The sequence below is a fragment of the Amycolatopsis sp. EV170708-02-1 genome, assembly GCF_022479115.1.
Classification (GTDB): domain Bacteria; phylum Actinomycetota; class Actinomycetes; order Mycobacteriales; family Pseudonocardiaceae; genus Amycolatopsis.
Genome location: NZ_CP092497.1, coordinates 7298333 through 7311930, shown reverse-complemented (window position 1 = coordinate 7311930; position 13598 = coordinate 7298333). Strand labels below are relative to the sequence as shown.

Here is a 13598-nt window from a genome sequence, read left to right as displayed (position 1 = left end):
AAGTCTCCCGGCCGTCGCGAAGGCCACCTGTGAGGGGCTGCAGAGTAATCAGGCCAGTGCCCGCTTTGACCCAGCCGATCAGCTTTTGAATCGTGTTCGTTTCGATCTCGGTTGCTTCGCGCCGTCTTGCCTCGACGAGAGCTACTGTCGTGTCGTCGGCAGAGGAAAAGTTGCGCAAGTGGTCAGCCGCCTCTATACGGTCGGCAATCGCTGTCGACGCATCGACCAGTGCCGCTCGCCATAAGGGCACCGCGGGTCTGCCCTGTGCGCGACACGGAGAACTTCTGTGATGAGAATCCGCTCGTTGCCGAGCAATCGGCCTGAGAACAGCCGGAGAAGCCGCTCGAGTGTGTGGTCGGGCAAGTGTTGGCGCATAATCGCACGGCGTCGGCGAGACTCTCTGCTCCGGCGGTCGGGTCACGCATCAGCGTTTCCATCAGGCCGACCACGTCACAAAGGTGCCACTGCGGGCGAAGCGAGCAGGTCTGACGAGACTTCGTGATTCCCGACTTGTGTCACTCCACGGATATCGCCACGCGGATAGTGGTCAGCCTGTCCGAGCTTGGCGAGCGGATCGGCGTAGGTGGGGCCGCATGATGCGGTTTACTGAGGAGAACGACCGGGTCGGGTTACATCGCTGGAGCAGACTATGTGACCCAGTTGGCGGGGTTGGGGACTCGTGCTCGAGATTTGCTCCTCCTACTGAACAGTAACTGAAGTTCGCCGCGCCGATTCTCGAAGTTAGGGCAACGAAAAAACCGCCCTACCTCGGCAAGCTGCCAGGTGGGCGGTGTTTCGTATTGTGGAGCTAAGGGGACTCGAACCCCTGACCCCCTCACTGCCAGTGAGGTGCGCTACCAGCTGCGCCATAGCCCCGGAGCGGATTTGTTCTCCGCATCTCGTGTGTCCATACATTACACCGCCCGCGAAGGCGGTTCACGCGGGGTCACTCTATGCGGCCGTTGGGCAGGCAAACGCCGGTGACCTGCATCTTTGCGACTTATTTTTAGCTGTGTATTGACTCCGCGTGTGACCGCGGTTACGTTTTCGACCATCGTGACGCCGAGGTCCCCGCCCGCTACGCCGCGTCTCCACTGGGCTCCGCCTCAGCTCGCCCTGCCCGAATGACGCGGAGGAGATCCTGATGAGGGCCAGAGCAGCCCTGATAGCCCTGTTTTCCCTGGTCGGAGCGCTGTTGGTGGCGGCTCCGGCGGCGCAGGCGGCCATCGTCCCCGACACCTGGTACACCGTGTCGACCTCCGGCGGGAAATGCGTGGACGCGCGCGCCGCCGGGACGGCGAACGGGACGGTCGTCCAGCAGTACGCCTGCAACCAGACCTTTTCCCAGCAATGGCAGTTCCAGCCCACCTCGGGCGGCTACTACCGGGTCAACACGCGCAACGCCCCGGCGCAGGTGTGGGACGTCGCCGAAGTGTCGACGGCCGACGGTGGGCTGATCCACCTGTGGGCCTACGGCGGCGGGAACAACCAGCAGTGGCTGCCGGTCGAGGAGCCGGGCGGGGCCTATCACTTCGTGAGCCGCAACAGTGGGAAGTGCCTGGACATCCCCGGTCTTTCGACCCAGGACAGCACCCAGCTCCAGCAGTACTCCTGCAACGGCACTGGCGCCCAGTCCTTCCGGCTCACCCCGGTCTCCGGCACCGCGAACCCCGATCTCGGGCCGAACGTGCTCGTCTTCGACCCGGGGATGTCGCAGTCGGCGATCCAGTCCCAGGTGAACAGTGTGTTCTCGCAGCAAGAGACCAGCCAGTTCGGCACGAACCGGAAGGCGCTGCTGTTCAAGCCGGGCTCGTACAACGTCGACGTGAACGTCGGGTTCTACACGCAGGTGCTGGGGCTCGGCCTGTCTCCCGACAACGTGACGATCAACGGCGCGGTGCACGCGGAGGCCGACTGGTTCCAGGGCAACGCGACGCAGAACTTCTGGCGTGGCGCGGAAAACCTGTCCGTCAATCCAGCGGGCGGCACCGATCGCTGGGCCGTTTCGCAGGCCGCGCCGTACCGCCGCATGCACGTCCGCGGCAATCTTCAGCTCGACGACGGCGGCTGGTCCAGCGGCGGGTGGATGTCCGACGTGAAGGTCGACGGTCAGGTGCGGTCCGGCTCGCAGCAGCAGTGGATTTCGCGCAACTCGCAGTTCGGGAGCTGGAGCGGCTCCAACTGGAACATGGTGTTCGCCGGAGTCGGCGGCGCACCGCCGACCAGCTTCCCCAATCCGCCGTACACCACCGTGAACACGACACCGGTCGTGCGGGAGAAGCCGTTCCTCTACGTCGACGCCGCGGGTGCCTACCAGGTCTTCGTGCCTGCCAAGCGCACCAACGCCTCCGGGATCACGTGGGGTGCCGGTCAGCCAGGGGCTTCGCTGCCGATCAGCCGGTTCTTCATCGCGAAGCCCGGCACCACGGCGTCGCAGATCAACGCCGCCCTCGCCGAGGGCAAGGATCTCCTGATCACGCCGGGCGTCTACCACCTCGACGAGACGCTGCGCGTCACCCGGCCGGACACCGTCGTGCTCGGCCTCGGCCTGGCGACGCTGATCCCCGACAACGGCATCACCGCGATGACGGTGGCGGACGTCGACGGCGTCAAAGTCGCCGGCGTGCTGATCGACGCGGGCACCACGAACTCGAACACACTCATGGAGGTCGGCCCGGCGAACTCCGCGCAGGACCACGCGGCCAACCCGACTTCACTGCACGACGTGTTCTTCCGCGTCGGCGGGGCGGGCGTCGGCAAGGCCACGAACAGCCTGGTGGTCAACAGCGACGACGTCATCGGCGACCACCTGTGGATCTGGCGCGCCGACCACGGCAGCGGGGTCGGGTGGACCACCAACACCGCCGACACGGGCCTGATCGTCAACGGCGACGACGTCACGATGTACGGCCTTTTCGTCGAGCATTACCAGAAGTACCAGACGATCTGGAACGGCGAACGCGGCCGGACGTACTTCTACCAGAACGAAATGCCTTACGACCCACCGAATCAGGCCGCTTGGATGAACGGATCGACGCGGGGTTACGCGGCCTACAAGGTGGCGAACTCGGTGACGAACCACGAGGCCTATGGGCTCGGCAGTTATTGCTACTTCAACGTGAATCCGAGTGTGGTGGCGGATCGTGCGATCGAGGTGCCGAACAACCCGAACGTCCGGTTCCGCAGCATGGTCGCCGTCTCCCTCGGCGGGAACGGGACCATCGCCCGGGTGATCAACGACCGCGGCGGGCCGGCCAACTCGGGATCGAACGTGGCCAACCTCGTCGCCTATCCCTGATGACCCCGGTGCGCGCCGTGATGGCGGTCGCGGCGCGCACCGGCCTCACCCCAACGGGTGGCGTGCCGCGCGCTCCCGCGTGGACGCTCCGATACTCGGCGCATGCCTCTCGTCGGTCTCACCGTCGTCGAACCCCGCCTGGCCTGGCCGCTCGCCGCCGTACGCGGGGTTTTCGCCATCCTGTTCGGCATCCTCGCGCTGATCTGGCCGGGAACGACCGTGCTGGCTCTCGCGATCCTCTACGGCATCTACGCCATCTTCGACGGAATCGGCGGCATCATGCAGGCCTTCCGGCCGGGTGACGCCGCCCATCGCGCCGCCTACGGTGTCCTCGGCGCGTTCGGGATCATCGCCGGTGTCCTCGTCCTGATCTGGCCGGGGATCACGGTGCTGGTGCTGGCCCTCCTGGTCGGCTTCTGGGCGATCTTCACGGGCATCGTCGAGATCGTCGCGGCGATCCGGCTGCGCAAGCAGATCGAGGGCGAGGCCTTCCTCATCGCGGCGGGCGCGCTCTCCCTGATCGCGGGCATCGTGATCGTGTTCAACCCGATCGCCGGCGCGTACGGGATCGCCCTCCTGGTCGGGATCTACGCCCTCCTGTACGGCGTGATGCTGCTCGTCCTGGCCTTCCGGCTGCGGAAACTCACCCGAGCCTGAAGGCTTGCCGCGCGTGAACCCGGGCTCCGGCGCGGCGCAGATTCGACAGGCTCGGCGAGCCTTCCACCGCGGTCGCGACGGCGAACCGGTGCCCTTCACGGGCGGCCTCGGCCAGGCCGTGGAGGAGCAGCCGGGCCTGCGCTCCCTTGCCGCGGTGCGCCCGTGGGGTGGCCGAGCCGCCGAGGAGGACGCCGGGCCCGTGCGAACTCAGGGCCGCGGCGGAGATCGGCACACCGGCTTCGACCAGCATCGACCGCCGGATCCGCGGATCGGCGTGCTCGGCGGCCATGAACGCCGTCACGGCGGCTCCGCTTTCGTATCCGTCGAGCAGGACGCGGAGGAAGACGTCCAGGTCGGGTGAGGTGTCGACGCCCGCGTCCGACGCCGCGAGCTCGGTGAGCGGAAGCGTCGCGATCGGACGGACACCGGCGGGCACGAGACCGGTGTCGCGGGGGAGCAGGCCCGGCGGCAGCACCAGCGTCGGCGGGTCGCCGTCCCAGCACGACGCCCCGGCCAGATGCACCGCACGCGGCAGGTTCTCCTCGGTGATCCCGGAGATCGTGCGCAGGAACCGCAGGTCCGGCGCCGTGACAAGGACCGCCAGCAGGCCGTCTTCACGCCAGGCCTCGAACCGGCCGGGAAGCCCCGCCGCGGTGGCCGCCTCGCAGGCGACGGCGGTACGGGCGTGGATCACTTCTTCGGCTTCGGTCAGCACGCCCCCAACGTAATAGGCTGATCCGGTGAGCCAGCCGATCCTGTTGACCGTCGACGACGATCCCGCCGTATCCCGCTCGGTCGCCCGTGACCTGCGCCGAAGGTACGGAAAGGACTACCGGATCATCCGGGCCGATTCCGGTGCCGACGCCCTCGACGCGTTGCGCGAGATCAAGCTGCGCGGCGACGCCGTGGCCGCGATCCTCGCCGACTACCGGATGCCGCAGATGGACGGCATCGTCTTCCTCGAGAAGGCGATGGACCTGTTCCCGAACGCGCGCCGCGCGCTGCTGACCGCCTACGCCGACACCGACGCCGCGATCCAGGCGATCAACGTCGTCGACGTCGACCACTACCTCCTCAAGCCGTGGGACCCGCCGGAGGAGAAGCTCTATCCGGTCGTCGACGCGCTGGTGGAGACGTGGCGCGCGGTGGGGGAGCGGCCGGTCGACGAGATCAAGCTCATCGGTCACCGGTACTCCTCGCCGTCGTTCCACCTGCGCGACTTCCTGGCGCGCAACGCGGTGCCGTACCGCTGGTACTCCGTCGACGACGACGAGGGCCGCCGGATCCTCGAGGCGGCGGACGCGGCGCCGCACGACATCCCGGTGCTGGTCACCCCGGACGGCACGGTGCTGCGCCAGCCGTCCGGGCCCGAACTCGCCGACGCCGTCGGCCTCTCCACCCGGCCCACCCAGGAGTTCTACGACCTGATCGTGATCGGCGGCGGGCCCGCCGGGCTCGGGGCGGCCGTGTACGGCGCGTCGGAGGGGCTGCGCACCGTCATCGTCGAGCGCAAGGCGACCGGCGGGCAGGCGGGCACCAGCTCCCGCATCGAGAACTACCTCGGCTTCCCGGACGGCGTTTCCGGCGCGCAGCTCACCGACCGCGCGCGGCGGCAGGCGCTCAAGTTCGGCGCCGAAGTGCTCACCGCCCGCGACGTCGTGGGCCTGGAGGCCCGCGGCTCCGCGCGCGTGGTCATGTTCGGCGACGGCACCGAGATCTCCGCGCATTCCGTGGTGCTGGCCAGCGGCGTCACCTACCGGGCGCTGGAGGCTCCCGGCGTCGCCGAGCTCGCCGGCCGCGGCGTGTACTACGGCTCGGCCGCGACCGAGGCGCCCGAGTGCAAGGGCGAGCACGTCTACATCGTCGGCGGCGCGAACTCGGCGGGGCAGGCGGCCGTGTTCTTCTCCAAACACGCCGCCGACGTCACCATCCTCGTCCGCGGCCAGTCACTCGAAGCGTCGATGTCGCATTACCTGATCGAGCAGATCGCCGGGATCGAGAACATCCACGTCCGCACCCGGACCACCGTGGTCGAGGCGCACGGCGACGATCACCTCGAACGGCTGACCCTGTGCGAGAACGGCGGCGCGACCGAGACCGTGCCCACCGGGCATCTGTTCATCTTCATCGGCGCGGCGCCGCGCACCGACTGGCTCGGCACGGAGATCCAGCGGGACGACCACGGTTTCGTGCGCACCGGGCCCGATCTGCTCACCGATGGCGGCCCGCCGCCGGGCTGGCCGCTGGACCGCGACCCGCACTACCTGGAGTCGTCCATCCCGGGCGTCTTCGTGGCTGGCGACGTCCGGGCCGCGTCGGTGAAGCGCGTCGCGTCGGCCGTCGGCGAAGGCGCCATGGCGGTCACCCTGGTCCACCGGTACTTGGAGGAGCAATGAGCGTTCTGCCCAGGGAAGAACTGCGCGGGCTCTTCCTCTTCGAGCACCTCAGCGAGGAGCAGCTCGACTGGATCGACGAACACGCCGTGCTGGAGCAGTACACCGGCGGCACCACGGTCATGCGCGAGGGTGAACCGGCCACCTGCTTCTATCTCCTGCTGTCGGGCGCGCTGCGGATGACGCGGCTCGTCGGGGGCACCGAGGTCGAGACGATCCGGTCCGACCAGCGCGGCGCGTACTGCGGTGCGACGCAGTTCTTCGTGCACCAGGAGACCGAGCACACGTACGGCGCTTCGGTGCACGCGGTCAGCGACCTCACCTTCCTGACCCTGCCCGCGGCCGAGTTCGCGACCGAGTTCCGCCGCTGGTTCCCGATGGCGACGCATCTGCTGGAGGGCATGTACCTCGGCTGGCGCAACAGCGACACCGTCATCGGTTCGCGGCGGCGGCTGCTGGCGCTCGGCGAACTGTCCGCCGGGTTGACCCACGAACTCAACAATCCGGCGGCCGCCGCCGTCCGCGCGACGGCGTCGCTGCGGGAGCGGGTCGCCGGGATGCGGCACAAACTCGCGATGCTGGCGAAGAAGAACGTCGACCCGACGCTGCTGGAGCAGTTGCTCGACATCCAGGAGCAGCTGGTCAAACAGGTCGCGTCGGCGCCGAAGCTGACCGCGATGCAGCAGGCCGACCGCGAGGACGAGATCGGCGACTGGTTCGACGACCACGGCATCGACCAGGGCTGGGATCTCGCCGACATCTACGTCCGCGCGGGCCTGACCGTGCCCGATCTGGATCGCCTGCTCGACTCGGTCGGCGAGACCTTCCTCGACGGCGCCGTGCGCTGGCTCGCGTACGCGCTCGAGACCGAGATGCTGATGGGCGAGATCGAGGATTCGACCACCCGGATCTCGGTGCTGGTCGGCAAGGCCAAGCAGTACTCCCAGATGGATCGCGCCCCGCACCAGTGGATCGACGTCCACGAAGGCCTCGACTCGACCCTCGTGATGCTCGCGGGCAAGATCGCGCCGGGGATCCGCGTGGTGAAGGAGTACGACCACACGATCCCGAGGATCCCGGCGTACGCGGGCGAGCTGAACCAGGTGTGGACGAACGTCATCGACAACGCGCTCGGCGCCATGGGCGGCGAGGGCACGCTGACCCTGCGGACGTCCAGGGTGGACGATCACGTGCACGTCGAGATCGGCGACACCGGGCCCGGCATCCCCGCGGAGGTACGGCAGCGGATCTTCGAGCCGTTCTTCACCACGAAACCGGTCGGGCAGGGGACGGGGCTCGGCCTGGACATCTCCTGGCGCATCGTCGTCGAACGGCATCAGGGCGATCTCCGGGTCGATTCGGCGCCGGGTGACACGCGGTTCACCGTATGCCTGCCGGTCTCGGAGCAGTCCGTGATCTGATTTCCCTTATCTCCCAGCGTTTCGTCAGAAACTACCGACGGCTTCCGTTCATCGATCGTTCACTTCGAAATGGTCCGCCCGCGCGTCAAAAGAGTCGAACGGGCTGAAAGATCGAGCCCGTGAACGAGGGGGTGGGCCGGTGAAACGCCGTCTGTCGATCGGCCTGGCCGTGGTGCTGCTGCTGGCCGTGGCCGTGGTGATCGTCTGGGGCCGGGGCGATGACGAGAACACCGCGCAGGGCACGGATCTGACCACGGTGCGCGGGGTCATCGGTTCGGAGAAGCTCGCCTTCTTCTCCGACAAGCGGGTGGCGGACGCGTTCGCCAAGCACGGGCTGAAGGTCGAGGTCGACACCGCCGGCTCGCGGCAGATCGCGAGCATGGACCTCGGGAAGTACGAGTTCGCGTTCCCGTCCTCGTCGCCCGCCGCGCAGCGGATCCAGCGCGACCATCAGGTGACCGGCGTGCACACGCCGTTCCAGTCGCCGATGGCGGTCGCGACCTTCGAGCCGATCGTGAACCTCTTGAGCGCCAACGGGATCGTGCGCAAGGGAGCCGGCGAGTACCAGGTGCTCGACATCGCGAAGTACCTCGAACTCGCGCAGAAGGGCACGCGCTGGGACCAGCTTCCCGGCAACACCGCGTTCCCCGCTCGCAAGAACGTGCTGGTCACGACCACGGACCCGCGCGAATCGAACTCGGCGGCGATGTACCTGTCGATCGTTTCCTTCGTCGCCAACGGGAACAACGTGGTCAGCACGCCGGAGGCCGAGGCGAAGGTGCTGCCCGCGGTGTCGAAGCTGTTCATCGACCAGGGTTACACGCAGAACAGCACCGAGGGCCCGTTCGAGGACTATCTCGCCGCGGGGATGGGCAAGACGCCGATGGCGCTGATCTACGAGTCGCAGTTCGTCGACAGGCTGGTGCGCGCCGACGGTTCGATCCGGCCGGACATGCGCCTGCTCTACACCGCGCCGACGGTGTACTCCAAGCACACGCTCGTACCGCTGAAACCGAACGGCGACCAGGTGGGCAGGCTGCTCGCGACCGACCCGGAACTGGGGAAACTCGCCGCCACCTTCGGTTTCCGCACCGGGGACCCGCGCCTGTTCGCCGACGTCGTCGCCGCGGCCAAGGCGCCGGTGCCCGCGGATCTGGTCGATGCCGTCGAGCCGCCGTCGTACGAAACGCTGGAGCGGTTGCTCGACGCGGTGAAGAAGCAGTACTGATGGACGATTTCACGCTCACTCCACCCGAACCGGTGGAGGCGATCCCGGCCGAGCGGGCGGCCGGCCTGGTCACCCTCGCGCCCGAGGTGCACGCTGAAGTCACGAAGCGCGCGGAAGATTTCGCCCGGCGGCTCGAAGCGCTCGACGTACGGTCGCCGGACTTCACGCGAGTCCTGGACGAACTGCTCGCGGTCGGCGAGTCCGACATGCGCGCGGCGGCGACCGTCGCCGGGGCGCTGCTGGACCGGTCGACGCGGGCACTCGCGGAAATCGGGTCACCGCAACACCAGGCGACGGTGAGCCTGGCCGGGCTCCGGCGGGCCGTGGCGGAGATCGACCCGGCGAAGCTGCCGATCACCGGCCGCAAGCTGATGGGCCTGATCCCGGTCGCGGGCAGCGCGAAGAAGGCGCTGGACCGCTATCGCGCGGCCAACGAGCCGGTGAACGCGCTCGTCCTGGACCTGCGTGCGCGGCAAGACGTCCTGCGACGGGACAACGCCGCGCTCAAGGGTGAACGAGAACGGCTGTGGGCGACGCTCGGCAAGCTGTCGGAAGCGGCCGCGTTCGCCGAAGCCGTCGACACGGCCGTCGACCGCCAGGCCGGCATCTTCGACTTCACCGACCCCATGCGAGCCAAGGCCTTGCGGGCCGACGCGCTGCATCCGATCCGGCAGCGGCATCAGGACCTGCTGACCCAGCTCGCCGTCAGCGCGCAGGGCTACCTGGCGCTGGACCTGGTGCGGCGCAACAACGACGAGCTGATCCGCGGGATCGAACGGGCGGTGTCGACGACGGTCGCGGCGCTGCGGGTCGCGCTCGTGGTGAGCGGGGCGCTCGCCGGGCAGCGTGACGTCCTCGACGAGGTCCAGGCCGTGCGGGCCACGACCGACGGGCTGATCAGGGCCAACGCGGAGATGCTGGAACTGCGCAGCGCCGAGATCCAGCGCGCCGGCAGCGATCCGGCGGTGGCGGTGGCGACGATCCGCGAGTCGTTCGAGCGGATCTACCGGAGCATCGACGCGATCGACGAATTCAAGGCGGGGGCCGTCTCGACGATGGCGGCGACCGTGGAGGCGCTGTCCGGGGAGATCCGGCGGGCCGAAGACCATCTGCGCCGGTCTCACGAGACGGCGGCGGCCGAGGGGGCATCGTGAAACGCTGGGCTATGCTCACGGTGGCGGCGATCTGCGCGCTGTCACTGGTTTCCTGCGATTCGAGCGAAGGCGGGACGGGCCTGGGGGAGGCCGAAGCGGGCACCTTGCGGGTACTCGCGGGCAGCGAACTGGCCGATCTGCAACCGCTGCTGGAACAGGAGGCGGCGGCCAGTGGGGTCAAGGTCAAGTTCCAGTTCACCGGGACACTGGAAGGCACCGAGTCGCTGGCGAACGGCAAGGTGGACGGCCAATACGACGCCGTCTGGTTCTCGTCGAACCGCTATCCGGCGGCGGTTCCGGAGGCCGCGAAACGGCTGGGCGAGCAAGTGAAGATCATGAGCTCGCCGGTGGTGCTCGGGCTGTCCGCGTCGGCCGCGCAACGGCTCGGCTGGACGGGGCGGCCGGTGGGCTGGGGCGAGATCGCCGAGCAGGCCGGGAAGAAGGCCTTCACCTACGGCATGACCGACCCGTCCGCGTCGAACTCCGGTTTCTCGGCGCTCGTCGGGGTGGCGTCGGCGCTCGCGGGGGCGGGCAACGCGATCGACGCGCAGCAGATCGCTTCCGTCACGCCGAAACTGACCGAGTTCTTCAGCGCGCAGGCGATGTCGGCGGGCTCGTCCGGCTGGCTTTCCGAGGCCTACCAGCGACGGGCGAGCGGGCAGGACCCCGGCAAGAAGGTCGACGGGCTGATCAACTACGAGTCCGTCCTGCTGTCGATGAACGCGAGCGGGAAACTCCCCGAACCGCTGACGCTGGTGTATCCCTCCGACGGTGTCGTCACCGCGGACTACCCGCTGACGTTGGTGCAGAGCGCGAACTCCGACGCGCGGGACGCGCACCGCAAGCTCGCCGAGCGGCTGCGGACGCCGGACACCCAGCGCAAGATCATGGAGACCACGCAACGCCGCCCGGTCGTGCCCGGGGTCCCGCTGGGGCAGCAGTTCGCTCAGAAGGACCTTGTGGAGCTTCCGTTCCCCGCTACGCAGCAGGCGGTCGACGCGTTGCTGGGCGCCTACTTCGACAAGATCCGGCGGCCGTCGCGGACGCTGTACGTACTCGACACCTCCGGTTCCATGTCGGGCGACCGGATCGAGTCGCTGCGCGCCGCGCTGATCGGGCTGACCGGCGCCGACGGTTCGCTGACCGGGCGGTACCGCCGGTTCCGCAGCCGCGAAGAGGTCACGATGCTGCCGTTCGACACCGTGCCCGGCAGTCCGGAGACGTTCACCGTCCCGGAAGGCGATCCACAACCCGCTTTGGACAAGATCAAGCGTTTCGCCGAGGGCCTCGACGCGAACGGCGGCACGGCGATCTACGACAGCCTTCAGCGCGCGTACGACATCATGGGCCCCTTGGTCGCGCGCGACCCCGACCGCTTCAATTCCATCGTGCTGATGACCGACGGGCAGAACGCGAACGGCTCCAAGTTCTCGGACTTCCAGCTGAGGTTCCCGTCGTTGCCGGAAGCGATGCGGCAGATCCCGGTGTTCACCGTGATCTTCGGCGAAGGCGACTCCGCCGAACTCGGCGAGGTCGCGAAACGCACCGGTGGCAACGTGTTCGACGCACGCGGCGACGTGCTCCCCAAGGTGTTCCAGGAAATCCGCGGGTACCAGTGATCGGGTACCTCGGCTCCACGAAGAACCTCGCCGGCTGCGTCGGCGGGCTGATCGGGCTGGCTCTCTACCTGACCGGCGTCGTCGGCGGACTGTGGCCGCTGGTCGTCGCGGGGCTGTACGCGGTGTTCGCCCTGCTCGCGCCGCCCGAGCGGGTCCGGCTGGTCTCGGCGGACGCCGTCGCCGAGGCCGGGCAGCTCCGTGCGGACCTCGAATCGTTGGTGGGCAAGGTGACCGAGCGGGCGCAACGGATGCCCGGGTCCTCTGTGGACGGTGTGCGGCGGATCGCCGAGGTGCTCGACGACCTGCTTTCACGGCCGGAGCGATGGGCGGCGAATCCGGACGTCCAGCACGCCGTCACCCGGTTGGCGCGCACGGATCTGCCGCTTTCGGTGGAGACCTACCTGAATCTGCCGTGGTGGTTCGCCGCCAAACGGCCGGCTGACGAACTCCTCGCGCAACTGGAGCTGCTGGAGACCGAAGCGCACCGCATAGCGGAACGCTTCTACGCCGGCGACGTCCATCAGCAGGCCGACCACACGCGATATCTGCGCGAGCGCGGCGAATCGGTTTAGCCGTCCCGGTCAGTGGTAAGCGAACAACAGTCTGCCGGTCGTTCTGCATGGGCAAGCCGGTTTCCCGATGGTGGACTCGTGACGCCGATCCGGTCGTGGTCGGTTTTCCGTCTTCCTCAGGGAGTTCAGACGTGCACAAGTACAGACTCGGGGCGGCCTTCCTGGCCGCTGTGGTGATGTGTCTCGCCGGCGGTGTCCCGGCGAACGCCGGACAGCGCGACGAACACTGTGTCGCCGACACGGCCACCGGAGCGTTCCGGTGTTTCGACAGTGCCGAGAAGTCACTCGCGGCGGCGTCGGCAGGCGAGGTCGGCGCGTCCGCGACGGTGATCAGCGTGCTCTACGAACACGCGAACTTCGGCGGCGCGAGTGTCGCGGTCACCGGATCGCCGTGCGTCGAGGGGACCAACCAGACCGTCGGCTTCCTCGGTGCCTGGAACGACCGGATCTCCTCGTTCAAAACCTTCAACAACTGCTACATCACGATGTACGAGCACGCCGAATACCAGGGCGCCAGCCAGGAGTGGTACGCCAACGACAGTGGCAACTACGGGTCGAACATGAACGACCTCGGCAGCTCCGTCGTGTACTCGCGCGGGCCGTCCCGTGCCGAACTGCTCAAGGACTGCGGCCGCGCCACCAAGACCTGCAACGCCCACGTCGACCAGCGCGGCCAGGATTTCTACGGTGACTGGGGCCGGGTGGACACGGTCTTCAACTGCAGTGCCAACAAGATCACCCAGGTGATCGGGAAACGCGACACCCGCAGCGGGAAGAACACGGTGTCGAACGAGCTCAGCGTGAGCGCGGGCTTCGAGTTCCTCGTCCAGTGGACGGTCGCCTACAAGCGCACGTGGGGCCAGGAGTGGGGCTGGGAAACCAGCGAGAGCGTCGAGACCCGGATCGAGGTGAATCCGGGCTATTGGGCGGGCCTGGACCGCTCTCCGGTGATGCGGGTGGGCTACGGCTCGTACGACATGTGGTACGACAAGCGCCGATGGGGCCACCACCAGTGGTACGTCTGGAACTTCAGCGGTGAGGGCCCGGCGCCCGGCGTCGTCGGCCAGACCAGGACCGTCGGCAAGAAGATGACCACGGAAGAGAAGAAGAAGGTGTGCGGTAAGTCGGCCGGTCTCGTGCGGTCGGCCGCCGTGACCGAGGCGGAAACCGCCGCGGCTGTCGCGAAGCCTGCCGCGCCCGCGGTGCGCGTCGCGCAGGGCGCGTTGCACAGCTGACCCGATGATGGCCCTCGTCGC

10 protein-coding genes and 1 tRNA gene are annotated in these 13598 nt (G+C 68.2%); 9 read left to right on the top strand and 2 right to left on the bottom strand.

Translation table 11 applies throughout. From position 1 onward, the window contains the following. Positions 1 to 803 precede the first annotated feature (803 nt). Positions 804 to 876: transfer RNA gene (locus MJQ72_RS33210), tRNA-Ala, on the bottom strand. Positions 877 to 1144: 268 nt separating this feature from the next. Between MJQ72_RS33210 and MJQ72_RS33205 the strand changes: the two genes are divergently transcribed. Both MJQ72_RS33205 and MJQ72_RS33200 read left to right on the top strand, forming a co-directional pair. Next, entirely contained in the window at positions 1145 to 3298 is a 2154-nt protein-coding gene (locus MJQ72_RS33205; RefSeq protein ID WP_240594965.1) for an RICIN domain-containing protein, read from the top strand. Positions 3299 to 3400: 102 nt separating this feature from the next. Next, a complete protein-coding gene (locus tag MJQ72_RS33200) occupies positions 3401 to 3955 on the top strand; it encodes an HdeD family acid-resistance protein (RefSeq protein WP_016331960.1) in 555 nt (184 codons plus the stop codon). On the opposite strand, the gene MJQ72_RS33195 is transcribed toward MJQ72_RS33200, so the two are convergent. Next, positions 3942 to 4670 (bottom strand): hypothetical protein, encoded by a 729-nt coding sequence (locus MJQ72_RS33195; protein WP_240594964.1) that lies wholly within the window; start codon positions 4668 to 4670, stop codon positions 3942 to 3944. The two genes, MJQ72_RS33200 and MJQ72_RS33195, sit on opposite strands and share 14 nt — an antisense overlap. A gap of 25 nt (positions 4671 to 4695) precedes the next feature. Here MJQ72_RS33195 and MJQ72_RS33190 point away from each other — a divergent pair, with 25 nt between their 5' ends. The 7 genes from MJQ72_RS33190 to MJQ72_RS33160 all read left to right on the top strand — a co-directional run bounded on the left by MJQ72_RS33190 (position 4696) and on the right by MJQ72_RS33160 (position 13577). Then, positions 4696 to 6351, top strand: a complete 1656-nt coding sequence (locus MJQ72_RS33190) for an FAD-dependent oxidoreductase (RefSeq protein ID WP_037346516.1) — start codon at positions 4696 to 4698, stop codon at positions 6349 to 6351. Continuing rightward, the gene (locus MJQ72_RS33185) at positions 6348 to 7769 is read left to right on the top strand and encodes an ATP-binding protein (RefSeq protein ID WP_240594963.1); all 1422 of its coding nucleotides are present in this window, start codon (positions 6348 to 6350) and stop codon (positions 7767 to 7769) included. The genes MJQ72_RS33190 and MJQ72_RS33185 overlap by 4 nt, the downstream gene beginning before the upstream one ends. 139 nt (positions 7770 to 7908) lie before the next feature. After that, on the top strand, positions 7909 to 8997 hold the full coding sequence (locus MJQ72_RS33180) for a hypothetical protein (protein ID WP_240594962.1): 1089 nt from the start codon (positions 7909 to 7911) through the stop codon (positions 8995 to 8997). Further along, the gene (locus MJQ72_RS33175) at positions 8997 to 10151 is read left to right on the top strand and encodes a toxic anion resistance protein (RefSeq protein WP_240594961.1); all 1155 of its coding nucleotides are present in this window, start codon (positions 8997 to 8999) and stop codon (positions 10149 to 10151) included. The genes MJQ72_RS33180 and MJQ72_RS33175 overlap by 1 nt, the downstream gene beginning before the upstream one ends. After that, positions 10148 to 11770, top strand: a complete 1623-nt coding sequence (locus MJQ72_RS33170) for a VWA domain-containing protein (protein WP_240594960.1) — start codon at positions 10148 to 10150, stop codon at positions 11768 to 11770. Before MJQ72_RS33175 ends, MJQ72_RS33170 begins: the two co-directional genes overlap by 4 nt. Then, positions 11767 to 12342 carry a hypothetical protein gene (locus MJQ72_RS33165; protein ID WP_240594959.1) on the top strand — a complete coding sequence of 192 codons (576 nt, stop codon included), beginning with the start codon at positions 11767 to 11769 and terminating at the stop codon, positions 12340 to 12342. The genes MJQ72_RS33170 and MJQ72_RS33165 overlap by 4 nt, the downstream gene beginning before the upstream one ends. Before the next feature lie 131 nt (positions 12343 to 12473). Further along, positions 12474 to 13577 (top strand): beta/gamma crystallin family protein, encoded by a 1104-nt coding sequence (locus MJQ72_RS33160; RefSeq protein ID WP_240594958.1) that lies wholly within the window; start codon positions 12474 to 12476, stop codon positions 13575 to 13577. The last annotated feature ends 21 nt before the right edge of the window (positions 13578 to 13598 follow it).